Here is a 23,523-nt window from a genome sequence, read left to right as displayed (position 1 = left end):
GCCCTGTCCGAGGGGCGGAATCACGCACGCGGCGGGCGGTGGGCGCGGCATCGTGGACGGCATGATCCTTCGACCGGAGACCGACGACCTCACCGCCTACCTCACCGCGGACGGGGTGATCGACCACCGGCACCCCGGGCTGCGCCGGCTGGCCGTCGAACTGGCCACACCACGGGCCGCGTTCCACCACGTCCGCGACCGGGTGGCGCACTCCGCGGACGCGGGCACGTACAGCGGGGCGTTCCGCGCCTCCGAGGTCCTGGCCGCGGGCAACGCGATCTGCCACGGCAAGTCCCACCTGCTGGCCGCGCTGCTGCGGGCGCAGGGCCTGCCGGCCGGCCTGTGCTACCAGCGGCTGGAGGACGGCGAGGGCGGATTCGTCCTGCACGCCCTCAACGCCGTTCACCTGGATGGGCGTTGGGCCCGCCTGGACGCCCGGGGCAACCGGGAGGGCGTGGACGCGCGGTACGACCTGGACCGGGAGCGGCTGGCCTGGCCGGTCCGGCCGGAGCTGGGCGAACGCGACTACCCCGGGGTCTTCGCCGCGCCACCGGCCGCGCTGCTGACGGCGCTCGCCCGGGCGGTGCCGGGCCGGGCGGGCTACGGCTACCTGCCAGGCGAACTCCCGGGCGAACTCCCGGGCGGGGAAACGGCCGAGGAACCGGCCGACGCCGGATGACACCGGATGACACCGGGTGACGCCAGGACCCGCCGCACCGGTTCGGTGCGGCGGGGCCGGTGCCCGGGGAACCGCTGTCAGGCGGCCGCCGGTTCGGCGACGACCCGGCGGGCGAACTGGCGGGCGAGGTAGTCGGACCAGGTCCGGTGGAAGGCGGCGGCCAGCCGGGAGCCGGGGGCGATGACGTCGAAGGCGTGGTAGGCGCCGGGGTAGAGGTGGAGCTCGACCGGGACACCTTGGGCGCGGAGCCGGGCGGCGTAGTCGAGGTCCTCGTCCCGGAAGCAGTCGAGGTCGCCGACGGTGATGAACGTGGGCGGCAGGGCGCCGAGGTCGTCGGCGCGGGCGGGGGCCGCGTACGGGCAGACGTCGTCGGTGCCGGCGCGCTCGCCCAGGATCGCCTCCCAGGCCAGCAGGTTGGTCGAGCGGTCCCAGATGCCGATGTCGGTGATCTCGTGGCTCGACGCGGTCCGGTTGCGGTCGTCGAGCATCGGATACGTCAGCGACTGGAACAGGGGCGTCACGCCGCCGCGGTCGCGGACCAGGAGGGTCGTGGCCGCCGCGATGCCCCCGCCGCCGCTCTGGCCGGCGATGCCGACGCGGGTGCCGTCCAGGCCCAGGGCGTCCGCCTCGCGGCCGAGCCACTGGTAGGCGGTGAAGCCGTCCTCGGCGGCGCCGGGGGCGGGCGTCTCCGGGGCGAGCCGGTAGTCGACGACGGCGACGGCGCAGCCGAGGCTCGCGGCCAGCCGGGTCAGCCACGGGTCGTCCTGGGCGGCGAAGCCGAGCACCTGCCCGCCGCCGTGGAACCAGAGCAGCACCGGCAGCGGTCCCGGCGCGGCCGTGGGCCGCAGCAGGCGGATCGGCACGTCGGGGCCGTCGGCGCGGCTCGCGAGGTGCTCCTCGATGGTGACCGACGGGTCGGCGGGCAGACTGTCGGCGGCCGCTTCGGCCTGGGCGCGGAAGGCGGCGCGGGTCGTGGCGAGGTCGGTCAGGTCGAACGCGCCGTTGGGCGTCATGGGGACCGCGTCCAGGGCCAGGCTCAGTTCCTGGTCCATCAGTCGACGGGAAACGGGCATGGTGGTGCCTACTCTCGGGGGGTGGTTCAGCCGCTTCAGGCGGTTCGGGTGGCTCTGGTGGTTCGGGTGGCTCCGGCGCTTCAGGCGCTCAGGCGCTCAGGCGCTCAGGCGCTTCACGTGGTTCAGGCGTCGAACGAGTCGATGACGACGACACCGGTGGGCCCGTACGTCTCCAGGGACTCCAGGACCCCGCTCGCCTCGTGGAGGCCGACGGTGCGCGAGACGATGCGGCCGGGGCTGAGGCGGCCGGCGGCGATCATGTTGAGCATCGTGCCGAAGCGCTGGCCCTGCATGCCGAAGGCGCTCAGGAACTCCAGTTCCTTGACCATCATGACGTCGACCGGCAGCGCGACGTCACCCTTCTCCGCGGCGGTGGTGTGCCCGAGCTGGAGGTGGCGGCCGCGGGTGCGCAGGGACAGGACGGAGTTGCGGCAGGCGGCGGCGATGCCCACGGCGTCGACCGACACGTGCGCGCCGCCGCCGGTGAGGGTCTTCACGGCCTCGGCGGGGTCGGTCACGGCCGCGTTGACGGTGTGGACCGCGCCGAGCGCGCGGGCGGCGTCCAGCTTGTCCTGCGTGATGTCGATCGCGATGACGTTGGCGCCCGTCGCCGCGGCGATCTCCACCGTCGACAGCCCCATGCCGCCGCCGGCGCCGTACACCGCGACCCATTCGCCGCCGCGGACCCGTGCCTGGTCGACGACCCCGTGGAAGGCCGTCATGTAGCGGCAGGCGAGCGCGGCGACGTCCACGAAGCCGACGCCCTCCGGCACCTCGACCAGGTTGACGTCGGCGAAGCGGACCATGACGTACTCGGCGAAGGCGCCCCAGTAGGACACCCCGGGCACCAGTGAGTCCACGTGCTCACAGACGTGCTGGTTTCCGCTGCGGCACATCTCGCACGAGCCCTCGCCGGGGTTCATCGGGAAGATGACGCGGTCGCCGTCCTTCCACCCCCGCACGTCACGGCCGACCTCCACGACGGTGCCGGCGAACTCGTGGCCGAGGACGAAGGGGGCCTTGACCTGCGGTCCGCCCGTCCAGAACTGCCCGGCCCACAGGGCCCAGTCGGTCCGGCAGATGCCGTTCGCCCCGACGCGCACGATCGCGCCGTCCGGCGGGCAGACGGGGTCGGGCACGTCGCGGATGACGAGCGGCTTGCGGAGTTCCTCGATGACTGCGGCGCGCATGGCGCGGCCTCCTTGTGCTGTGACTCGTTCAAAGTCCACCGGTTCAAGCGGTGGACTTTGAAGCTAGACGTTTGCCCGGAGTGATGTCAACCGCATAAAGTGGTGGACATGAAGGACGACATGGACGGCCCGGAGCACGTGGGCGACACGGAGCACGCAGGCGGCACGGGCGGCGAGGGCGGCAGCCGCGAGGGGCGCCAGCGCGCCAAAGCCGACTTCCGCTTCGACGACGCGCGACTGTGCTTCGCCTTCGCCGGCACCCTGGCCGACCGCGGCACGGACACGCCCTTCGAACGGCTGGCCCGCCCCGAGGACTTGAGCCGTTGGGCCGTTCAGAGCGCCTGCACGAGCACCGCGCCGACCTGCACGGACGCCGATCTGGACCACGCCCGGCAACTGCGCGAGGCGGTCCAGCGGACCGGCCGCGCCCTGGCGGACGCCGTCCCGCCCTCCCCCGAGGACATCGCGCTCGTCAACCGCGCCGCCGCCGCACCGACCTCGGTGCCCGAACTCGCCCCCGACGCGGCCACCGTGCGCCGGCACGGCGACTCGGTCACGGCGGTGCTCTCGATGGTCGCCCGGGACCTGATCGCCCTCTGCGCGTCGGAGCACCGCACCCGCGTCCGCGTCTGCGCGAACCCCGACTGCGGCGCCCCCTTCGTCGACACCTCCCGCGCGAGCGCCCGCCGCTGGTGCTCGATGAAGACCTGCGGCGCCCTCGTCAAGAAGCGCGCCTACCGGGCGAGGCTCCAGCCACCCGCCGCCGGCGCCTGACCGGGCGCCGCCCGTTCAGGGGCAGGCGTCCGTACCGGCTGTTCCCGGCCCCACTCATACGGGTTGTCTGGCCCAGTTCGGGGTTGTAGGACCGGCGCGCCCGCGTTCGGGGCAATCGCGGTTGGGGGCCGGTCGGCGCCGTCAGGCTGTGCCTCGTTCTTGATCACGGCCATGTCGGAGGCCCGGGGTTGTTGTCGCGCATCGAGTTGTCCGAGTGCATCCGCCGTGACCGGCGTCCGGAGAAGACGCCGGCGCGGGAGTCGGCACGCACGTACGCCGTGCACCGCAGGGTGGTGCGCCAGGCTTCGGAGCGCGCGTTGCCGCCCGGGCGAAAGGCGGCCGCCGCATGACCGGCCGAGGAGATGGCAGCGACCAGGACCCCACCGTCACCGACCCCGAGCTCTACAGCGTCATCTTCGAGAACGCGCGCGTGCGGGTGCTCGAGTACCGCGACACCCCCGGAGCCAGGACCAGGCTCCACCACCACCCCGACAGCGTCATGATCACCCTGAGCACCTTCCGACGCCGCATGACCATGGGCGACACCGTGGTCGAGGTCGAACGGGGGCCGGCCCACGAGGCCAACTGGCTGCCCGCCCGGACCCACATCGGCGAGAACATCGGAACGACGGACACCCACGTCATCTTCGTCGAACTCAAATGACCAGCTGACAGGGCCCCGAAGCCGACCGGACGGGTGCCGACACAGGGGCACCCGCCCGGACGCCCGGCCACAGTAGTCCGCATCGACATCTACCGGCCGACCAGGACCACGCGCCGGTTCCCGCATCCGCTCCCGCTCCCCGGCCTGAGCCGGTCGTGACTGGCAACCCGTTCCTCGCGCCGCTCTGAACGCTCGAAGCAAAGAAGACCGCCCCGGCCGAGTAGGTCGGGGCGGTTTTTTCGTTCGGTAGTGACTCAGAAGCCGTACTCGTAGCCGATCGTGACGCGCGTCGGCACGACCCAGAGACCGAACTCGATCACGCCTTCGTCATCCGACCAGCGGTGGACGCCTCCCAGCACCGGCGATCCGACACGGAGCCCCAGCGCCGATGCCTCCCGGGCATCGCACTCCCGGGCATGCATGTCGTCCCGGGCATGTGTGATCGTCCGGCCGGACGCATCGAGCACCTTCGCGGTGAGCCCCGCATTCTTGCTGGGTGCCGTCGAAAGCAAGTCGGGCACCAGCGCGGCGAAGTGCGCCGGATACCAGACCACCGCCAGCATCGTCCGGGTCTTGCCCCGGCCCGCGACGTACTCACGTCGCACAAGCTGGTCGCCGGGGTCGAGATTGAAGATGTCCTGCACGTACAACGGCGGGACAACCAACTCGGCAGCCGTCACCCGGCTGGTCTCCCCTTCCATCAGGCTGGACCTCAGCCGCTGGACCATCGACAGCCGATCCCGTCCTGTTGCGGTTGCTGTCGCTTCGTCCGCCACGAAGGTTCCGCGGGGGCTGGTCCTGATGAGTCCTTCCACCAGCAGCTGGTTCAAGGCCTTACTGACGGTTGCTGTCGCCACGTTCCACCGCTGGCACATCTCCCTGTTCGTGGGGAGCTTCTCACCGGACACGAGTTCGCCCGTGAGGATCGCCTGCCGGTAGTGGTCAGCGATCGCGGTGAACGTCTTCGGGCTGGCCATGCGCTACTCCTCAGTCGAGGTGATAGTCACTCAGGAGCACACTAGTGCACCGACATTCAAGCCGAAAGCGCTTCTCGCTGATCTACCTTCTGACCTAGGACACAAAGCCGGTGCTCTAGGGAGCTGTAGTGGCGGTTCGCAAGCGGTCTCACGCGGGCATCTACCAGCCGCAGATTGGCGAGGTCGTCAAGGACCGCGCCAATCGCGGTGGCGAGGGCGTCTACATGGAGACAAGGGGAGGCCTGGTCTACCTCCGCCCGCGCCAAGGCGGCATCGAGTGGACCACCTTGCCCAGCGAGATCGAACAAACCGGGACGACACCGGAGCTGGTTCCCGTCTACGGCCCCGACCGTCCGCGTCGGACCGAGAAGGGGCTCACCTCGTGAGGCCCACACGCACGGTCATCATCGGCCGCACCCTTCGCTCTCTGGCCACGGAACCGCGCAACACGCTCGCCTGGCTGTGGGGTGTGCACCTCCAGTTCACCTGGCCCATGACGATGTTCAGCCCGTGCCGGCGCCGACTCGCACGGCGCTACCGGCTGCGGCGAAAGCTCGACGCCGCCCGAGCGAAGACCTCCAGGTAATCGATCTGACAGACCAACTCGGCCTCTGGGATTGACAGTTGAACAGATCGAAGTTCGCCGGCATCGACACCGTGGCCGGGCAGGTGTCTTCGTGGAGACGGAAGTGATCCGGACCAGAGAAAGGCACCCTGACCTGCTATTTCGCAGGTCAGGGTGCCTCATTCAAGCTCGGCGGCGGAAGAGACGACCGGCGCTCCTCTGCTCCCGGGGGTCCTCCCCCGCCTGCTCAGGGCCAGGCTCTCGGCTGCCGGGCCGGGGCCCGGCGGGCTGTCACTCCTGGACGGTCCAGATGCTCAGGGCGCGGTCGCGGACGTCGGGGCGCGGGTGTCGGCGCAGGGCGAGCAGGGCCGCCCGCCACTGCGGGGACCACTCCCGCTCGGGGCCGTACAGGGCCACCAGCCTGACCGCGAACAGCCCGGCGGCCAGGCCGCCGTCCTCCGTCAAGCGGCGGACGGCCGCCGCCGTGTGCTCCCCCGGCGGGGTCCGGTTCTCGCCCCGAGGCAGTGCCTCGGCCACCTTGCCGGCGAGGAGCGGGCGATCCGTCAACACGGCTGCCAGCCCGATCAGGTCGTCGCCGAGGGTCGCGGAGTCCAGGTCGATGGCGTGGCACAACCGGGGCGCGGCCTGCGGGACCAGGGACGGCTCCGTCATCAGCAGGGCGCCCACGGCACGGGCCCTCGCGCGGTTGTCGGCCGTCACTTCCACCCTGTAGAAGTGCCTGCTGCTGAACTGCTCGATCCGCTGCCGGGCCGCCTCGTCCCGGCTCTCGTCGTCCGCCGCCCCGCCCCCGCCGGTGCGCACGGCCTCGATCAGCCGGCTCAGGGTCCGCTCCAGCAGGCTCCCCGGAGCGACGCCGCCGAACGGGTGCGGCGCGTCCGACCAGGCGATCGCGCTCACCGCCTCCGCGGCGGGCCGCCACCGCTCCCGCTCGGCCAGGTCCGTGACCACGGGGACCAGTGCTTCCACCGCCTCCGGGGCGTACCGTCCCCACACCGCGAGCTTGCCCGCGCCCATGCCCGCGACCATGACGTCCTCGGCCAGGGCCAGCCGGCCGACCAGTTCCGCGTAGCGGCGGCGGTCCGCCGGCGGCAGCCCGTACGGGCGCAGCTCCCCGGCGAGCACCGTCCGCAGGTCGGAGGTGCCCTCGGCGATCTCCGCCAGCACGTCCCAGAGCGGGAGGTCGGCGGGCCGGGCGACCACCTGCTCCACCACCACCCGCCGCACGTCCTGGTGCTGCTCCGGGGCCCGGTAGGCCGCTTCCAGCAGCGCGGTCGCCTCGGACAGCGGCAGGTGGGCGGCGGCGAGCCGGACGGCCTGCTTGCGGCTGGTCACCTTGACCGTCGGGTCGGTCACGATCCGGGCCAGGGCCGGGCCGAGCTCGTGCGCCGGGGTGAACCGGGCGGCACGGCCGGCCGCGTACACCGCGACCCGGGCCCGCTCCCCGCCGGCGTACCCGAGCAGCACGGGCAGCGCCTCGGCGGGCCGCGCCGTCCACGGCAGGGCGGCGAGGGCCGCCTCGGCGAGCACCGCGTCGCCGGAGTCGACGTACCCGAGCAGCAGGTCCCACCCGTGGCCGGGCAGCCACGCGGCGGCCCGCAGGGCGGCGGCCCGGTGCTCGGGCCTCGCCGTGGCGTCCTCCACCGCGCGGGCCGCCCAGCCGGCGGCGGCCCGCACCTGACGGTCCGTCCAGCGGTCGGCGGCGGCGAGGTCGGAGGCTGCCGGGGCGAGCCCGTCCGGCGTACCGCTGCCGGGGACGAGCAGCGGGCCGGGCAGCGGGGTGAGCAGATCGGTGCGCTCCCGGGTCAGCACGGCCCGTACGGCCGGGAGCGCGGCGGCGGTGGGATCGGCCTCGACCAGGTGGGCCGCCCGTTGCCCACGGGTGGCGGGGTCGGCGAGCAGGTGGGTCACCGCTCGTCCGAACTCCGGGTCATCGGCCGGCACGCGTTCCAGCAGGCCGACCACCGGGGGAAGCCGACGGGAGGCGGGACGCAGTCCGTCGACGAACGCGAGCAGCAGCGAGGTCGACCGTTCCAGCGCCGGCCGCAGCTCGGCCGCCACCGCCGCCTGCCGCTCCCTCGGGAAGGCAGGGGCGGCCGGGGCGGCAGACCTGGTCGCGCTGCTCGGTCGGGTCGGTCGGGTCGGGGTGGTCGGCCCGGCCAGGCCGGTCCTTTCGATCGTACGGACGGCCCAGTCGACCAGGTCCCGGGCGGTGCCGCCGGCGTGCTCGGCCAGCACCGAGCAGGCCAGCAGGGCCAGTCGGGTCCGGGTGTAGGGCGAGCAGTCGCGCGCGCTCAGCGCGTCCTCGCTCAGGCGCGCCAAGGGCCCGGCCGCGTCGGCCGCGAAGAGCTTCGGCGGTACGGCGGCGACCGCCGCCAGGGCCTCGCCCCGCACCTGGTCCTGTTCGTTCCGCAGGCCGTGGAGCAGCACCAGGGCTTCCCTGACCGTGCCCGGCTCGCCGGACCCTCCGGCCTGCGCCACCACCTGGCCCCAGGCGTGACCCCGGTCCCAGGACTCCGCGGTCCGGGTCTGCGCCAGCAGCCGGGGCAGCGCCTCCGCGGCCGGGAGGTGGACGAGCAGGCCGAGCGCCTCGTGGTCCTCGGGGGCCTCGGCCAGCCGGGCCCGGGCCCGGGCGATCCGTTCCGGCGCGGGCAGGGTGGCCATCACCTCCGCGGAGTACCCGCAGGGGTAGTCCTTCGACACGGCCACCGCCGCGTCGTGCAGCGCCACCCGGGCGGTCGGCGACAGTCGGCGCGACAGCGTCGCGTGGTCGACGGGGCTGCGGTAGGCCAGTTCGGCCAGCAGCGGCAGCGGAGCCGCCGCCAGCCGACGGGCGAGTTCGGGCAGCAGCAGCGGATCGTGCCGGCTCCGACCGGCGGCCACCAGCAGCCGGGCGGTCCGCTCCGGGTCGTGAGCGGCCAGGGCCGCGAGCCGGTCGCGCAACGGCGCGGGAAAGGTCGGCCGGTACTGTGCGGCGGGGTAGCGCTCCAGCAGATCGAGTGCCCGCCCGGGCAGCCGGCCGACGGCGGCGCCCAGCCCGACGGCGTTCTGCCGCCAGAACCCCGCCCACTCCGTGCGGGGCAACCCGGCGAGCCGGCGCTCCGCCACGTCCAGCACCGCTGCCGGGTGGCGCTCCCCGAGCGAGCGGGTGAAGGTGACGGCATGGGCCAGGCCGGGCAGTTCGCGTGCCACGAACGCGGGCGAGCAGACCGGCAGCAGCCGCCCCGCCTCGGCGCACCCCCACCGCTGCCGGGCGACGGGCACCAGGCGCTCGGCCACCGCCGTCCGGCCGGCCTTCAGGACGGCGCGGACCAGCTCGTCCCGGACCGCGGTGGGGGCGGTGCGGACGGCCTGCTCCACCACCTCGTCCGGCACCGGGAGTTCACCCACCGCCCGGTGGGCGTATCGGCGCACCACCGGATCCGGGTCGGTCAACCGATTTGACAGGTACGGGAGTTGCCTACCGGCCAGGGCCGCGAGCGCGGCGGTTCGCTGCTCGTAGGGGCCACCGGTGGCCAACTCGTCGAGAAGGGCGGAGAGTCGGCCCTGTTCCGCGAGACGGTGGGCGGTGCGGGCGATCTCGCGCAGACGCACGGCGTGGGGCAGGGACTCGACATCGGCCAGTAGCCGATCGGCGGTGAGATGAGGCATCGCCGATGATTGTGCCGCCCGGGCATCGGCCGCGCACCCGGTTTTCGCCGGGCCTGCCCGGGGACCTTCCGAGGACCGGCTCGGGACCGGCTCGGGACCGCCTCGGGACCGGCCGGGCAACGGCGCTGAGCGGGTGGAACGGAATCTGCGGCCCGACGGGAACCGCCCGGGATCCGCCCGGCGGTCCGGAGAGAGCGGCCCGTGCCGGTCAGGCGGCCGAGACCGACGGCACCGTTCGGGCGGCCGGGCCCGCCGGGCTGCCGTCCACGAGCCGCGCGGCCAGTGCCCGCTGGCCGCGCGCGATCCACCGCACCGGCCAGCGCAGCAGCACGAACAGGCACAGCCCCCAGCCCGCCGCGTGCACCGCCCAGACCCCGGCCATGGTCGGCCCGCCCCAGGCCTGGTGGTAGTCCGTGTCCAGGTACCAGACCGGGTAGCCGAAGTTCCGCACCGAGTTGAACAGCGCGTACCCCGTGATCAGCAGTGCGAGCGCGTCCAGCGGCAGCCCGAGGACGGCCCGGGCCAGCACCCGGCCGCCGGTCCAGCCCCGGCCGCCGGACACCCGCCCCTGCCACCGGGCCGCCCGCCCCGGCTGCCCGGCCAGCACCAGCACGGCCCCCACCGCACCGGCCGGCAGCGCCAGACCGGCCCGGACCGCGGTACTGACGGCGGTGGTGACACCGGTGGTGATCTGACGGCGGATCGCGGACATGCTCGGGCTCCTCAGCCTCGTTCGGTCGGTGCCCCCACACTCCCCCGCCGATACCGTCGCGATCATCACACCGGAGAGCCGGACCCGCCGTCATACCGGAGTACTACGGCGGGGCGCCCCGAGTTCGAGCAGCACCGGGCGCCGCGTCCCGTCCGGGGCGGTGTAGACCAGTTCACGGTTGGCGATGACCTGGCCGATGTCGTGTTCGGGGCTCATCCCGGCAGTACAGCACGCCGACCGTGTCGGTCTCCCCCGTCACGGCTCGTCACGGGTCGCCATGGCTCGTCACGGGTCGTCAAGGCTCGTCCGCCCGGTTCGCGGGTCCTGTTCCGCCGCCTCGGCGATGTGCTTGATGCGCGCCAGCCTCCGGTCCCAGTCGGCGGCGAGCGAGGCCATCCACCGCGCCGTCGCGTCGAGCGCCGCGGGCCGCACCGCGTAGCGCACCTCGCGCCCGGTGCGGCCGCAGGTCACCAGCCCGGCGGTGTCCAGGACCGCGAGGTGTTTGACCACGGCCTGACGCGAGACGGGAAGGTGCCGGGCGAGTGTCGTCGCGGTGGCCTCGCCCTGCGCGGCGAGCAGGTCGAGCAGCCGGCGTCGCGTCGGGTCGGCCAGGGCGGCGAGGACGGTGTCGACCGCCTCGCCCGGGCCTCGGGGTTCGACGGTCACACCGAGGGCTGTTCGGCGCGCGTCCTGAGGGCGTCGAGTTCCTGGCGCCAGCCGCCCGTGTTGTCCTCGACCGCCTTGCCGCGCAGTTCCTCTGCCCCGGCCAGTGACGCGAACCCGCTCTCGACCACGCGCAGCCGCGTCCCGCTGCCTTCCGGTGTCAGCGTGAACTCCACGAGGGTGCTGTTGTCCTCGCGCAGGTCCTCTCCGGGGAAAGCGCTGGCCCAGCGGTAGGCCAGGTAGGTCGGCGGTTCGACCTTCTCCACGCGCACCGGGAAGTCGCCGTACTCCGGGTTCTTCGCCACCACCTCCTCGCCTTCCCTGGCCACGGTGCCGGGCAGGCTCGCCTTGTCGGCCACCCAGAAACCGGGCTCGGCCACCAGCGACCAGACCCGCTCGGGGGATGCCTCGATCAGGGTTTCGCGTTCGATCCGGTCCTCGCTCATGAGAGGGCTCCTTTCATCGCCGCCATCGGGTGCAACTCCAGAGTTGCACGTCGTACCACCGGGTGCAACCGGGGGGTTGCGTCTCGACGGGGCCCACCGCAGCTGCCGTACCGCCCGGAGCGCCGTCCCGTCCCGGGCGTCAGCGGCGGTCGTGCTCGCCCGGCTCGGCACTCCCGGCGTGCGGTTCCCGGATAACCAGGGCCGGACCGTCCCCCGGTGGACATTCGATTCGAGCAGGCATCACGGGGGGGGATCGACCAGTGCGCCGGTCGGACGGTTCCGGCCCGGCGCCTCGGTAACCACCCTGGTCACGGGCCTTCCGACCGTCCCTGAGAAGATCTGCGCCATGACGACCGAAATCCGCCGCTCCGCGGGAACCCGAACCCTTTCCGACGCCCTGCTCTCGATGTTCGGCATCCGTCGGCCCAGCACAGAGAAGGACCTGGCCGACCTCCGATCCGGCACCACCTTGCAGGTGTTCTGTTCGAGCCCGACGCTGGGCACGGTCAAGATGCTGTCGGTCGGCAAGGGGCGGACCATTCCGCACGCGGCGTCCGGCCACCTGTACCTCGCGGCCGACACGGTGACCTGGCGCAACCGGCGCACCGGCGAGAACGTCAGCCTCCGGGGCCCGTTCCGCCTGTCGCCGTCGGAGCAGCGGACGCCGCACCCGAAGATGGCCCGCCTCGACCTGGCGGCGGGCGACGGGCAGCACGTGATCGTGGTGCCCAAGGCCGACGTCTCCCTGATCACGCAGGTGCTGGAGGCGGCTGGGCGGTAGCCCGCCCACCGGGAGCCCCGGCGGACGAACGGCCCGGCGGACGAACGGCCGGCCCGGCGGCCGGGCGGACGAACGGACGGCCGGGGCCGGGCGGTGGACCGGCCCGCCCGGCCTCGGCCGCAGGTCACTCCCGGTACATCACGGCCGCGAAGGCGCGCTCGCGGACGTCCGCCGAGGAGTGGCGGCGCAGCTCGCGCAGGAGGGCCCGCCACTCCCGGGGCCAGCCGAGGCGGTCCCCGTACACCTCCGTCAACGCCGTGGCGAACAGTCCGGCGGCCGCGCCCGTCTCCCCGTCGCGGCGGGCGGTCCGCGCCAGCGCGTCGATCGTGCCGGGCGGCGGCAGCGGGCCCGAGGCGTGGTCGCGCAGCAGCGCCAGCGCGGTGAGTGCGGCCGCCGCCGGCCGGCCCCGGTGGGCCTCGGCGAGCGCGCCGAGCGCGGCCTCCAGTGCCTGCGGCCCGGCCGCGGGGTCCACGAGCCGGGACAGCGCGGCCGTCCTGATGCCCGCCAGGTCGGGGTCGGCCGCGAGCAGATCGGCGGCGCCGGCGAGCAGCGGCCGGTGGCTGTCGTCGGCGGGGAGGTCGGTGAGGTGGGCCAGCCTCCGGCGGGCCGGCAGGTCCCGGTCGTCCCCGGTGTCGGGCCCGTTCCCGGCGTCCCGGTCGTCCCCGGCGTCAGCGTTCTCCGTCCGTGCGGCGGCGGCGAGTTCGGCGACGGTGCGGTGCAGCAGGCTGCCGGGGGCGGCGCCGCCGAGCGGGTGCGGCAGCCCGGAGGCGGCGAGCGCGCGGACGGCGTCGGCGGCCTCCCGCCAGCCGCCCCGGTTCGCCGGGTCGGTGACGGCCCGTCGGGCCACGTCCGCGGTCTCCGGGGCCCAGAGCGCCCACCGCGACAGCGCGGCGAGGGCGGGCGTGGCGACTTCCGGGTCCGGCGCCGCGGCGACGGAGGCCACCAGGTGGGCGTAGCGGGCCCGGTGGGCCTCGGGGAGGTGCCCGGGGTCGGCCCGCAGGACGGCGCGGCGCACGGACGGCGGCGCCTGCCCGGCGGCCTCGGCGAGCAGGTCCCAGACCGGTTCGGCGTCCAGCAGGCCGGTCGCGAAGGCGACCGCCGCGGCGCGTACGTCGCGGTGCTGGCCCTCGACGCGGTACGCGGCGACCAGCAGTTCCGCGGCCGGGCGCAGCGGCAGGTGCTCGACGGCCAGCCGGACGGCCTCCTTGCGGCTGGTCACCTTGCTGCCCCGCACCCGGGACAGCAACTCGCCGAGCCGCTCGGCGAGTTCGCCCGGCGGGGTGAACCGGGCGGCCCGGGTGGCCGCGTACACCGCGACCCGGGCGCGGTCGCCGCCCGCGTGGGCCAGCAGGTCGGGCAGCGCGTCGGCGGGCCGGTCCGTCCAGGCCGAGGCGGCGAGCGCCGCCTCGGCAAGCACCACCTCGGCGGAGTCCAGGTGCGCGCGGACGACCGCCTCGCCGTACTGCGGGATCGCGGCGGCGGCGTGGACGGCCGCGGCGCGCGCGTGCAGCGGCAGGGTGAGGTCGTTCGCGCTGCCGGCGGCGAGGCGGGCGGCCGCCTGCCACTGGCGCGGTGTCCAGCGGGCCGCCGAGCGGGTCGGCGGCAGGGGCGCCCGTTGCGGCCGCTTGAGGAAGCGCCCGTACGGCGGCACGGGGGCGAGCAGCGGGCCGAGCAGGTCGGTGCGGCGCTCGGCCAGCTCCTCCCGTACCGGCGTCAGGACGGCGGCTGAGGGATCGAGTCCGAGGATCTCGGCGACCCGGGCGCCGCGGGTGCGCGGGTCGTCCAGCCAGAGGGCGGCGGCTGTGGCGAACGCGCCGTCCGACCCGAACTGAATCGCGTGCAGGAGGAGTTCCTGCAGGTCCGGGATACCGCGGGCCCGGCGGCCGAGCGAACGGGCCAGGGTGAACAGCAGCCAGTACTCCGCGGTGTCGGCCATGCTGTCCAGCCACGGCCGCAGGGTCGCGAACACGGCGTGCTCCTGGCCTCGCCGCAGCCGGTGCTCCAGCCGGCCGAGTTCGACCGTGCCGCTCCGCCCGGCGATCAGCCACAGGCTGCGCAGCGCCCACTCGATCAGCTCGGTCCCGTCGGTGACGGCGTGCTCGCGCAGCACCTCGGTGACCAGCCGTTGCAGGACGGCGCGGGTGGCGTACGAGCAGTCCCGGGCGTCGACCGCGTCCCGGACGGCGGCGTCGAGGAGGGGCACCGCCGCCGGGGTCAGCAGCCGGGCGGGCACCCCGGCGAGCGCGGTCAGCGCCGCGCGGCGTACCGGGTCCTGCTCGTTGCGCAGCCGCGGCAGCGGACCGAGCGCGTCCTGGACGGCGGTCCGGTCGTCGGAGACGGCCGCGTTGGTGAACAGGGCCGTCCAGGCCGCGGACCGGTCGTCGGCGTCCGGGCGGGAGAGCGCGGCCAGCAGCTGCGGCTGGGCGTCCTCGGTGGGCAGGTACGCCAGGGCGGGGGCGGTCTCGGCCCAGGGGCGGCCCTGCGCGCGGCGCGCGGCGACCAGTCGGCGGGCCTCGGTGTGGCGGCGGGCGTGCGGGAACAGCGGCAGCAGGAGGGCGAGTCCGCTCTCCCGAGGGAGGGCTCCGGCGTACACGAGGTCGAGGAAGGCGTCACGCCGGCCCGGGGCGAGGGCGCGCAGCAGGGCGGCGAAGCAGCGGGGCGCGGCCAGCCAGTGGCGGCCCAGGGCGGCGAGTGACGGCGGGTCGGCGCGCACCAGCCGGCGCAGCGTGCTGCTGGTGGGCGGCGCGGTGTGCGGCCCGGCCGCGCCGCGCCGCGGGTCGGCGAGGAGTCGGACGGTGCGCTCGGCGTCCGTGGCGGCCAGCGACGACAGGTGGTCCCGGCGCAGCGGGAGGTCGGGGCCGAACCGCTCCAGCAGGTCGAGGAGCCGTGCGGGGCGGGCCCGCGCGGCGGCGCCGAGGACGTCGGCGAGGGCGGGCCACTGACCGAGCCGCAGTGTCTCGGGGCGCTTGGCGAGGGCCCGTTCCAGGTGGTCCAGGACCTCGTCCGGGAAGCGTGCGGCGAGGGGTGCGAGGGGTGTCGCGTGCGCGAGGTCGGGCAGGGTCCGGGCGACGAACGCGGGGCCGCAGGCGGAGAGCAGTCGGGCGGCCTCGGTGTCGCCCCACTCGGCGCGCAGGCTGCCCACCAGCCGTTCGGCGAGCCGGGGCCGGCGGCCGTGCCGGACGACCCGGGCCAGCTCGCGGCGCAGCGCGCTGGAGGCACCGGTGAAGGCCGCCTCGATCGCCTCGTCCGGTATGCCCTGGGTGCGGGCGGCGCGCAGCGCGTACCCGCGGACCACCGGGTCGGGGTCGCCCAGCCGCTCGGTGAGGTAGCCGGTGGCGCGGCCGGCCGACGCGGCGAGCGCGGCCAGCCGCCGGCCGTACACCCCGGAGCGCTCCAGGCCGGCCAGCAGGTCGGGGAGCCCGCCGTCGGCGGCCCGCTCCCGGGCCCGGCGGGCGACGAGCCGTTGGCGCTCCGGGTGGGACAGCGGGTCGAGGTCGGCGAGCAACTGATCGGCTTCGTGCGGCATGCGGCCATTCTGGCCGGACCCGGTGGGCGCCTCCCACCGGTTTTCCGCCGCGCGGCCCGGGGCGGGGCCGCGCCCGCCCGGCCCGCCCGGCCCGGGGCGGCCGGGTGGCCCGGGTGGGCCTGGCGGCCCGGGGCGGCCGTCGCCATCGCCGCCGTGGTCGCCGCCGCCGGGTCAGGTCCGCTCGTAGTGCGCGAGGTACCCCGCGAGTTCGTCGTCCATGGCCTCCTCTCCGTAGCCGTGCAGCACGCTCCAGAGGCGGTTCTCCACCCAGAAGCGGTACGCGAACTCCTCGAACGAGGAGGCGCACCGGGCGATGGCCCTCAGCCAGTCCGCCGGCGCGACCGGTTCGTCCCACTCGGGTACGTCCACGAGGTCGACCGGGGAGGCCACCACGAAGGCCTCGCCGGTGGGGCGCAGGTAGAGGTACCAGTGCACGCAGTCCTGCTGGTCGCGCAGGAAGCGGACCAGGAAGGCGCCGGGCTCCGCCGGGCTCGGTACCGGCGAGGAGACGTTCGTCCAGCAGCCCGTGGACGACACCGCGTCCAGGGCGCGGTGGCTGCCGGTGCCGGTCTGGAAGGCGGTGAAGTCGGCGGGCAGCACGATCCCGGCGCGCGCCAGCTCGGCGGCGACGGCGTCGAGTTGCCCGGCGAGCTCCGGCACCACCGGGCCCGTGCCGCCGAGCCATCCGAACCCGCCGTCGAAACGGGCCGGGTCCAGCGGCGGCAGCACCTCCGGGCCGTACCACTCGTACGTGCCGCCGCACGGGCGGTGCGGGCCGAGGTCGGTGGCGCACCAGAGGGACTGGAAGACAGGGGGGAAGGTCGGCTCGGTGGCGGCGCTCACGGGTACTCCTCGACGCGGGTTGCTGTGTCACCCGCATCCTGCCGACCGGGACTGACAATCAGCGGCGCCCGGCCACCGCACGGTCCGTCAGGACCACGCCGACGACCGGGATCCGGCCGGTGCCGCGGATGACCCGCGCCGCCTCGTATGTCAGTGGCGACGGGCAGAATACCGGTCATGTTCGACGGACTCCACGACATCGACTGGTCGCAGATGAATCACGCCTACGGCACCGCCGAGGACGTGCCCGGGCTGCTGCGCGCGCTGGCATCCGCCGACGGGGAGGAGCGCGGGAGCGCACTCGACAGGTTCCACGGTGCCGTCCACCATCAGGGCGACGTCTACCGGTGCACGGCCGCGAGCATCCCGTTCCTCCTCGAACTGGCCGGTGACGCGGCCGTGCCCGGCCGGGCGGCGGTGGTCGACCTGCTGGTCGGCATCGGCAGGGCGGCGGTCGAGTACGGCGCGACGGAGGAGAGCGGCTGGGACTTCTCCGGCCACTACCGGGCCGCCGCGCTGATGCGGGAGCAGGCGGAGACGTTCATCGGGTTCGCCACGGATTCCGACCGGCTGGTGCGGCAGGCGGCGATACCCGCGCTCGGCCTGTTCGTCGACGATGCGGAGCGCGCCGTCGCGGTGCTGCGGGACCGGCTCCCCGCCGAGCCTGGGGTGGTCGAACGGCTGCTGCTGGTCGAGGCGACGGCCACGCTGGCCCTGCGCCGGCCGGGCACCTCGGTGTCCGCCGCGGACTGGCTCAGCGCCCTCGCCGACGACACCGCGCTCGACGCGACCACCCGGCTGGCAGCCCTGATCCAGCACGCCCGGTGCACACCGGACTTCCACGCCCGGGAGGCGACCCGCACCGCCGTCGCCCTGCTGCGCGAGGGGACGGCCCCGGCCGACGACTGGTGGCTCACCCCCACCCCGGCGACACCGGCACCCGTGATCGAGCCGGGCAGCGCACCGCCCGACGTCATCGCCGCCTTCGAGGACCTCGACCGGCACGCGACGGTCCACTCCCCCGTCACCGGGCTGCTGCGCGCCTTCCACGAGGTTCTGGGCGCACGGGTGCCCGAGCGCACGATGCTGCTGGCGGAACAGCTGCGCGGCACCGACCCGGGCACACGGCTGGACGCGGTGCGGATGGGCGCGGGGATCATCAGGTCCTGGGGCGGTGACCACGGCCCGCTCGTCGCCCTGATCGGCGCCCGGCTGGCCGACCCGTACCCCGGGGTCGTCGCCGAGGCCGCGGTCGCCCTCGGCGCCTGCCATCGGGTCCCCGAAGCGGCCCGCCCCGCGCTGGCCGCCCTCGTCACGGCCCACCGCGCGCAGGACGGACCGCAGGTGTGGGCCTCCCCTCGACGCGACGTGCGCCGGGCCCACCAGGCGGCCGTCCTCGCCTTGGCGCGTCTCGGTGACGAGCGGGCGCTGCCGGGCCTGCTGGTGGCGCTGGACGGCGGGGTCGACGCCTGGCAGGCGGTCCAGGCCGCGCAGTGGCTTCCGGGCGCGGCGGGGCAGTTGGTGCCCAGGCTGGTCGAGCGGCTGCTCGGCTTCGATCTGGACCAGCGGTGGATCGACACGGAGGTGAAGTCGACGCTGCACACGCTGGGGCACCTCGGGGACACGGCGGCGCTCGGGGCGGTCACAGAGGTCCTCGACCGGGCCGTGCGGGGTGAGCAGTGGGGGATCGTCCGCTCGGCGCTGGCGGCGCTGCAGCGGTTCGGCCCGGCGGCCGCGCCCGCACTGCCGGCGATCCGTGCGCTGGCGGCACCCGACGCGGCCGTGGACCCCGGTGTGGCGCCCGCCGCGGTCGCCGCGCTCCAGGCGGTCGGGGGCGACGCACAGGACGGTGCGGCCACTGCTGCCGGGCCTGCCGGGCCTGCCGGGCCTGCCGGGCCTGCCGGATGATGCCCCGGCCGTGCCGTCCGAGCCCGTGCGACGCGACCGAGCGCGTGGGAGCTGCGCCGTCCGCCTGCGGCCGGAGCCCGGACAGGCCCGCCCGGTCACACGGCGAGCGGACCTGAGCGGTGCCGGACGGACGCGCGGGGAGAGAGCCGGGCCCTCCCCCGCCTGTCCTACGTGCCCGCCTCGTCGGACTCTTCGCCGTCGGCCGGCAGGCCGACCTCCTCGCGGTCCTCCTCGGTGCGCTCCTCCAGCTCGGCCTCGTCGGGGCGTCGCGGCAGGCCGCGGCCGTGGCCGGTGTCGGGATCGCCCTCGACGTCCTTGTTCGACTTGTGATGCGACATGGGAATCCTCCTCGGCCGGGGGGCCTGCTGACGGGTTCGGCGCTCTTGCCCTCCCATCACCTCCCCCGGCCCGGCGACCCGCAAGTCGGCCGGTGCTCCGACCGGCGCGGGAACGTGCCCGTGCCGCCCTGAGCACGCCCCCGGATCGGGGCAGCCGGCGGCAAACGGAGAATGCTCACCCACTGCGACGGCCCGCTGACCGGCCGGCCTCGGCCGCGAATACGCGATGCCTCAGCCGGCGGGCTCGCCGGCCGATCGCCGCAGGTCAGCGGCCTTGCGGCGGGACGACCGGACGGTCAGATCTGCCGGTCCGGGTCGGAGAAGGTCAGGATGCCGGGCGAGAGGTGGTTGCGGACCGGGGCGGGTACGGCCACGGTCTCGCCGGGCGGCTGGCGGAAGTCGGCGCCCTGTTCGAGCGGCACCAGCCGGCGCTCGCCGGACCGGGCGGGCGGGGGCACGTCGGTGGCGGACTCGGAGAAGGCGGGCAGGGAGAGGGGCTGGCGGCGGTCGGTCATGATCGACAGTGTCGCAGGTAAGCGCCCGTCGGCGAAGCCGAAGCCGTCGAGAAGGCCGTGGAGATCCCGAGGACAGCGGCCGACCGGGGAGTCCCCCGTTCGGACGCTGTCCCCGCTATCGTGTCGGGCATGACGTACCGCGTGCAGTACACCGTCGAGGCGAAGGCGACCATCGACGCCCTGCCTGCCGAGCGTCGTGACCTCCTGGAGCGCGCGCTGGGCGTTCTGGCCCGCGACCCGTACCACAAGACCGCCACCGCGCCGATCGGCCCCGACGAGCACCTGCGGAAGGCCTATGCCGCGCCCGGTGTCGTGGTCGAGTTCATGGTCGCCGACCACGTCCTGGTCGTCGTCGTGCTCGAGGTGTTCGACGAACTCCAGTACCTGATCGACGAGACCGACGCCCGCTGACCGGTCAGGACGTGGACGTTCAGACATGGACGGTCAGGACGTGGACGTTCAGGACGTGGACGATCAGGACCTGCACGTTCAGCGGGTGCCGCAGAAGACGGCGTCGAGGAACGCGAGGCCCGCCGTGTTCTGCGCCGTCTGCTCGGCGTCGTCGCCCCTCGGGGTGTAGGACAGCGCGACCTGGCGGTCGGCGGTGCCCCACAGCTGGGTGGTGAAGCCGAACGTGCCGCCGTTGTGGCCCAGCACGGTGGTGCAGGAGAGCTGGGCCCGCGCCAGGCCCATCCCGTAGTCGAGTTCGTGCGAGCCCGGCACGGTTTCGAGCATCGTGGTCATCTCCCGCTGCTCAGCAGGACGCAGCAGCTTCCCGTGGAGCAGCGCCTGGTCGAACCTGATCAGGTCGTCGGTGGTGGAGATCATCTCTCCGGCGGCACCGGCCCAGGTGGGGTTCTGGTCGGTGACGTCGATGTCGGTCTTCTTGACGTTCCCGGTGCCGGCGCCGTCCACGGTGGTCCAGTAGCTGTGGGCGTGCGGGCCGGGGATCGTGGTGGAGAGGCCGGGAACGGTGGTCTTCGTCATCCCGAGCGGGCGCAGGATGCGCCGGCTGACTTCCTGCCCGTAGGGGTGCCCGGTGACCTGCTCGATGATCAGGCCGAGGATGTCGAAGTTGGTGTTGGAGTAGCCCCACTGGGTGCCGGGCGCGAAGTACGGGGCGTTGGAGACGGACGCGGTGACCAGTTGGCGCGCGGTGAACGTACGGTTCAACCCGCCCTGGGCCAGCCAGCTCCGGAAGACGGCCGGGTCGTTGAGATCGGGAAAGATGTCGGTGCCGTCGTTGGTGGAGTCGAACAGGCCGGTGCGCTGGTTGAGCAGTTGGCGGACGGTGATGTTCTGCCCGTTGGGCACCAGCCCCGGCAGGTGGCTCGACACCGAGTCGTCCAGGCCGAGCCGCCCCTCACCGACCAGTTGCAGCACGGTGGTTGCGGTGAACGTCTTGGTGACACTGCCGATGCGGAACCGGCCGTCACCGCGGACGGGCGCCTGGCCGACCAGGTCGGTCACCCCCGTGGTGCCCCGCCACCGCCGGCCGCCGTCGCTCACCTCGGCGATCGCGGACACCGCCTTGGCGTCGGTCAGCCCCTTCAGGGCGCGTTGCAGCGGACCGCCGTGCGAGCGGGCCGACGAGGCTTCGGAGTCCTCGGCTCCCGCCACGACGGCGGAGGCCGGCGACGCGGACACCGCCAGACAGAAGGATGCGATCAGGGCACAGGCCAAACGACGAGACATGGGTCTTCCCTTCACTCGGGCGAACAGGAGTTCGCCACGAGTCAGCCTGTCAGCGCCGCCACCGAGGGAGCGTCACTCCGGATGAGGACCCGTTGATCCGTCAACAGGCTTACGGGATCGCCACATCAGGGCACCTGAGAGGTACGCGGGCGGCCGGTCGGGCACTGCTCGCGGGCCCGTAGGGCGGGGCCACCCGGTTCAGGAGTCCCGTCCGGTTCAGGATTCCCGTCCGCCGCTGTCGTCCGACGGCTCACCGCCCCGCGAGCGGTGCCGCCGCACGAACCAGACCAGCAGCGCGACGGCGACGATCGCGGCGATCGTGATGGCGGCGACCCGGCCGACCGTGCCCTCCACCCTGGTGTAGGCGGCTCCGGCGAAGTAGCCCAGAAGGGTGAAGCCCACGCCCCAGGCGACCCCGCCGAGCGCGTTGTAGAGCAGGAACCGGCGGTACGGCATCCGGGACATCCCGGCCAGCGAGGGCACCAGCGGGCGGAAGAAGGCGATGAAACGGCCCACGAAGACGGCGGCCGGCCCGCGCCGGCGGATCAGGTCCTGCGCCGTGTCGACCCGCTTCGCATGGCGCCTCAGCGGGCGGGTGCGCAGGATCGCCGCGCCCAGGTGCCGCCCGATCTCGTACCCGGCGGAGTCGCCGAGGACGGCCGCGCAGACCACGACCAGGACCATCCAGGCCAGCGAGACACTGCCCTGGTGGGCGATGAAGCCGCCGAGCACCGCGGCCGTCTCGCCGGGGATGAAGAAGCTGAAGAACAGGGCGTCCTCGGCGAAGACCATGCCGCCGACGACCGCGTACACGACCGGGCCGGACAGGCCGCGCAGCCAGTCGGTGATCGAGTGCATCCGCCACACCCCGTCGGCGATCGGGCCTCTTTCCGCCCCAATGTAATGCTTGTCCCCCCGCCGACCCCGTCGGGCGGGGCCCGCCGCCCGGTTCGGGCGCAGGAGACCGGTTCCCACAGGTCGGGTCCCTGGCGGCCCCTGGCGGCCCCTGGCAGCCGGCCGGTGATCAGCCGCTCAGGTGGGCCGTCAGCGTGTCGCCCGCCGGATAGGGGCGTTCGACGGGGAGGAGCTGCCGTGCGGCGTCCAGGTCCCCGTCCCGCACCCGGGCGTGCACCGCGTGCGCGAGCGCGGTGACGTCCTCCACCGAGACGATCCACTCCTGCGCGTACCGCTCCGCCGCCTCCCCGGCCAGGCCGAGCTGCAGCGACCGGTAGGGCAGCGGCCGGAGGTGCAGATCGCGTTCGGGGTCCCACTGCACCCGCGCCGGGGAGCGCTTCAGCCCGCGCTTCCAGGCCGCCCGGTCGGGATGCAGCCCGGGCACGTAGTGGGACAGCCGGCTGTTCCGCAGCGCCCACTCGAAGCCCTCGCGGGTGATCCCGACGGCCAGGACCGTCTCCTGCCCCTCCTTCGTCGCCCAGCCGCAGCGGTACATCATCCAGAGGAACGACGGCTTGATCCACGTCATCCGGTCCCTCTTCCACTCCGCCGGAAAACGCCCGTCCCGCGCGGCGGGCACCCCGATCCCCGGCGGGTACGCCTGGTAGACGGTCACCGTGGAATCGGTGTGGAGGGCGCGGATCTGCTGCTTCGGTTCTTGCACGCCGACCAGGGTCGATCATCTGCGGGCCCCACGCCAGCGCTTTTCCCGGGCCCGACGGGACGCGCACACGACCGGCGGCCGCGGTCCGCCGGCTACTTCCTGGACAGGGAGTAGGTGTCCCGGTTGTCGGGATCGGAGGTGAGGAAGTACAGGATGGTCCGGCCTTGGCGGTCCCGGGTGACTCCCAGGTCCCAGTTGCCGAGGGCCGGCGCGGGCGCGGTGCGGCCCGCCGCTTCCCGCTCGTCGACGCCGGTGGACGCCGTTGCGGCCGGTGCGGTCGTGCCCGGCGCGGTCCCCTCCGGCGCCGCCCCGCCCGATCCGGTCCCGGCCGATCCGGTCCCGGCCGGCGCATTCCCGTCCGGCGCGGTCCCGTCCGGCGCGGTCCCGTCCGGCGCGGTCAGGCCAGGCTCGGAGGTGACGGTGAGGTGGACGACGAAGCCACGGCCCACGGTGTTCCCGCCCTGGTAGCGCCCGGGCTCGAGGAGCTCCCAGCTCCCCGTGCCGGTCATCCGCCACTTGTCGTCGAACCGGAACTCCTGGCCGTCGAGCCGCACCGCCTGTGCCGCCCCGGCCGGGCCGAGCGTGACACTGCTGCCGCCCCAGCCCGTCCACGTTCCTTCGAGGCCCGCCGCCGTGACCTCGACGACCGGAGGCGCCGGGGCGTTCCGGTTGTCGACGCAGGATGACGTCAGGAGAGCGAGCGCTGTGACCACCGGTATTGCCATGACCTTGAATCGTGCGCTGAGAAGCACGGACTGACCTTCCTTCTGTCCGGGAGTCCGACGGGCGGACCGGGTACGGAGTACCCCCGGCCCCCCCCGGGGGCACCGAGGATAGGTTTTTCGCCCACCCGGCCGGGTAGTGGCCCGGGTCGGGGGGAAAAAATG

Annotated in this window: 24 protein-coding genes; 8 read left to right on the top strand and 16 right to left on the bottom strand. The window is 74.4% G+C overall.

Annotation, left to right across the window (positions count from 1 at the left end):
- The first annotated feature begins 61 nt into the window (after positions 1-61).
- Positions 62-679 (top strand): transglutaminase family protein, encoded by a 618-nt coding sequence (locus ACFQ6N_RS31285; protein WP_380656321.1) that lies wholly within the window; start codon positions 62-64, stop codon positions 677-679.
- Positions 680-756: 77 nt separating this feature from the next.
- On the opposite strand, the gene ACFQ6N_RS31280 is transcribed toward ACFQ6N_RS31285, so the two are convergent.
- Both ACFQ6N_RS31280 and ACFQ6N_RS31275 read right to left on the bottom strand, forming a co-directional pair.
- Positions 757-1,731, bottom strand: coding sequence for an alpha/beta hydrolase (locus ACFQ6N_RS31280; protein WP_380656318.1), 975 nt, complete (start codon positions 1,729-1,731; stop codon positions 757-759).
- A 143-nt stretch (positions 1,732-1,874) separates the two neighbouring features.
- Positions 1,875-2,942: an alcohol dehydrogenase catalytic domain-containing protein gene (locus ACFQ6N_RS31275; protein ID WP_380656316.1), complete on the bottom strand. Its 1,068-nt coding sequence runs from the start codon at positions 2,940-2,942 to the stop codon at positions 1,875-1,877.
- 108 nt (positions 2,943-3,050) lie between these two features.
- Between ACFQ6N_RS31275 and ACFQ6N_RS31270 the strand changes: the two genes are divergently transcribed.
- Positions 3,051-3,716, top strand: coding sequence for a CGNR zinc finger domain-containing protein (locus ACFQ6N_RS31270; protein WP_380656313.1), 666 nt, complete (start codon positions 3,051-3,053; stop codon positions 3,714-3,716).
- A 346-nt stretch (positions 3,717-4,062) separates the two neighbouring features.
- Positions 4,063-4,380 carry a cytoplasmic protein gene (locus tag ACFQ6N_RS31265; RefSeq protein ID WP_380656311.1) on the top strand — a complete coding sequence of 106 codons (318 nt, stop codon included), beginning with the start codon at positions 4,063-4,065 and terminating at the stop codon, positions 4,378-4,380.
- A gap of 254 nt (positions 4,381-4,634) precedes the next feature.
- On the opposite strand, the gene ACFQ6N_RS31260 is transcribed toward ACFQ6N_RS31265, so the two are convergent.
- Complete coding sequence (locus tag ACFQ6N_RS31260; protein WP_380656309.1) at positions 4,635-5,357, bottom strand: GntR family transcriptional regulator; 723 nt, start codon at positions 5,355-5,357, stop codon at positions 4,635-4,637.
- Between the two features lie 128 nt (positions 5,358-5,485).
- Here ACFQ6N_RS31260 and ACFQ6N_RS31255 point away from each other — a divergent pair, with 128 nt between their 5' ends.
- Together ACFQ6N_RS31255 and ACFQ6N_RS31250 are read left to right on the top strand one after the other, a co-directional pair.
- Entirely contained in the window at positions 5,486-5,743 is a 258-nt protein-coding gene (locus ACFQ6N_RS31255) for a hypothetical protein (RefSeq protein ID WP_380656307.1), read from the top strand.
- Positions 5,740-5,943, top strand: coding sequence for a hypothetical protein (locus ACFQ6N_RS31250; RefSeq protein WP_380656304.1), 204 nt, complete (start codon positions 5,740-5,742; stop codon positions 5,941-5,943). Before ACFQ6N_RS31255 ends, ACFQ6N_RS31250 begins: the two co-directional genes overlap by 4 nt.
- 270 nt (positions 5,944-6,213) lie before the next feature.
- Here ACFQ6N_RS31250 and ACFQ6N_RS31245 read toward each other — a convergent pair whose 3' ends face one another.
- The 5 genes from ACFQ6N_RS31245 to ACFQ6N_RS31225 form a co-directional block, all read right to left on the bottom strand.
- Positions 6,214-9,591, bottom strand: coding sequence for a hypothetical protein (locus ACFQ6N_RS31245; protein WP_380656302.1), 3,378 nt, complete (start codon positions 9,589-9,591; stop codon positions 6,214-6,216).
- Between the two features lie 208 nt (positions 9,592-9,799).
- Positions 9,800-10,303: a hypothetical protein gene (locus ACFQ6N_RS31240; protein ID WP_380656299.1), complete on the bottom strand. Its 504-nt coding sequence runs from the start codon at positions 10,301-10,303 to the stop codon at positions 9,800-9,802.
- A 90-nt stretch (positions 10,304-10,393) separates the two neighbouring features.
- On the bottom strand, positions 10,394-10,519 hold the full coding sequence (locus tag ACFQ6N_RS31235) for a hypothetical protein (RefSeq protein ID WP_380656296.1): 126 nt from the start codon (positions 10,517-10,519) through the stop codon (positions 10,394-10,396).
- A 69-nt stretch (positions 10,520-10,588) separates the two neighbouring features.
- Positions 10,589-10,969 (bottom strand): ArsR/SmtB family transcription factor, encoded by a 381-nt coding sequence (locus ACFQ6N_RS31230; protein WP_380656293.1) that lies wholly within the window; start codon positions 10,967-10,969, stop codon positions 10,589-10,591.
- Positions 10,966-11,412 (bottom strand): SRPBCC domain-containing protein, encoded by a 447-nt coding sequence (locus tag ACFQ6N_RS31225; protein WP_380656290.1) that lies wholly within the window; start codon positions 11,410-11,412, stop codon positions 10,966-10,968. Before ACFQ6N_RS31225 ends, ACFQ6N_RS31230 begins: the two co-directional genes overlap by 4 nt.
- Positions 11,413-11,758: 346 nt before the next feature.
- On the opposite strand from ACFQ6N_RS31225, the gene ACFQ6N_RS31220 reads away from it, so the two are divergent.
- Positions 11,759-12,193: a hypothetical protein gene (locus ACFQ6N_RS31220; protein WP_380656287.1), complete on the top strand. Its 435-nt coding sequence runs from the start codon at positions 11,759-11,761 to the stop codon at positions 12,191-12,193.
- 124 nt (positions 12,194-12,317) lie between these two features.
- Here the strand turns inward: ACFQ6N_RS31220 and ACFQ6N_RS31215 are convergent, their stop codons facing one another.
- Positions 12,318-15,719, bottom strand: coding sequence for a hypothetical protein (locus ACFQ6N_RS31215; protein ID WP_380656284.1), 3,402 nt, complete (start codon positions 15,717-15,719; stop codon positions 12,318-12,320).
- 171 nt (positions 15,720-15,890) lie between these two features.
- Positions 15,891-16,562, bottom strand: coding sequence for a hypothetical protein (locus tag ACFQ6N_RS31210; RefSeq protein ID WP_380656281.1), 672 nt, complete (start codon positions 16,560-16,562; stop codon positions 15,891-15,893).
- Positions 16,563-16,739: 177 nt separating this feature from the next.
- Here ACFQ6N_RS31210 and ACFQ6N_RS31205 point away from each other — a divergent pair, with 177 nt between their 5' ends.
- Positions 16,740-18,470 carry a HEAT repeat domain-containing protein gene (locus tag ACFQ6N_RS31205; RefSeq protein WP_380656279.1) on the top strand — a complete coding sequence of 577 codons (1,731 nt, stop codon included), beginning with the start codon at positions 16,740-16,742 and terminating at the stop codon, positions 18,468-18,470.
- A 167-nt stretch (positions 18,471-18,637) separates the two neighbouring features.
- On the opposite strand, the gene ACFQ6N_RS31200 is transcribed toward ACFQ6N_RS31205, so the two are convergent.
- On the bottom strand, positions 18,638-18,808 hold the full coding sequence (locus ACFQ6N_RS31200) for a hypothetical protein (protein ID WP_380656276.1): 171 nt from the start codon (positions 18,806-18,808) through the stop codon (positions 18,638-18,640).
- 296 nt (positions 18,809-19,104) lie between these two features.
- Positions 19,105-19,323, bottom strand: coding sequence for a hypothetical protein (locus ACFQ6N_RS31195; RefSeq protein ID WP_380656273.1), 219 nt, complete (start codon positions 19,321-19,323; stop codon positions 19,105-19,107).
- Between the two features lie 129 nt (positions 19,324-19,452).
- Between ACFQ6N_RS31195 and ACFQ6N_RS31190 the strand changes: the two genes are divergently transcribed.
- Positions 19,453-19,734: a hypothetical protein gene (locus tag ACFQ6N_RS31190; protein ID WP_380656271.1), complete on the top strand. Its 282-nt coding sequence runs from the start codon at positions 19,453-19,455 to the stop codon at positions 19,732-19,734.
- Positions 19,735-19,812: 78 nt separating this feature from the next.
- On the opposite strand, the gene ACFQ6N_RS31185 is transcribed toward ACFQ6N_RS31190, so the two are convergent.
- From ACFQ6N_RS31185 to ACFQ6N_RS31170, 4 genes are all read right to left on the bottom strand, one after another.
- Positions 19,813-20,970: a serine hydrolase domain-containing protein gene (locus tag ACFQ6N_RS31185; RefSeq protein ID WP_380656268.1), complete on the bottom strand. Its 1,158-nt coding sequence runs from the start codon at positions 20,968-20,970 to the stop codon at positions 19,813-19,815.
- A 264-nt stretch (positions 20,971-21,234) separates the two neighbouring features.
- The gene (locus tag ACFQ6N_RS31180) at positions 21,235-21,876 is read right to left on the bottom strand and encodes a DedA family protein (protein WP_380656265.1); all 642 of its coding nucleotides are present in this window, start codon (positions 21,874-21,876) and stop codon (positions 21,235-21,237) included.
- A gap of 166 nt (positions 21,877-22,042) precedes the next feature.
- On the bottom strand, positions 22,043-22,636 hold the full coding sequence (locus ACFQ6N_RS31175) for a DUF4291 domain-containing protein (protein ID WP_380656262.1): 594 nt from the start codon (positions 22,634-22,636) through the stop codon (positions 22,043-22,045).
- Positions 22,637-22,728: 92 nt separating this feature from the next.
- Positions 22,729-23,361, bottom strand: coding sequence for a hypothetical protein (locus tag ACFQ6N_RS31170; protein WP_380656259.1), 633 nt, complete (start codon positions 23,359-23,361; stop codon positions 22,729-22,731).
- Between the last annotated feature and the right edge of the window lie 162 nt (positions 23,362-23,523).

The sequence above is a fragment of the Kitasatospora sp. NPDC056446 genome, from assembly GCF_042796115.1.
Taxonomy (GTDB): Bacteria; Actinomycetota; Actinomycetes; order Streptomycetales; family Streptomycetaceae; genus Kitasatospora.
Note: the sequence above shows the minus strand (reverse complement) of the source record. Positions and strands in the feature narration are given on the sequence as shown.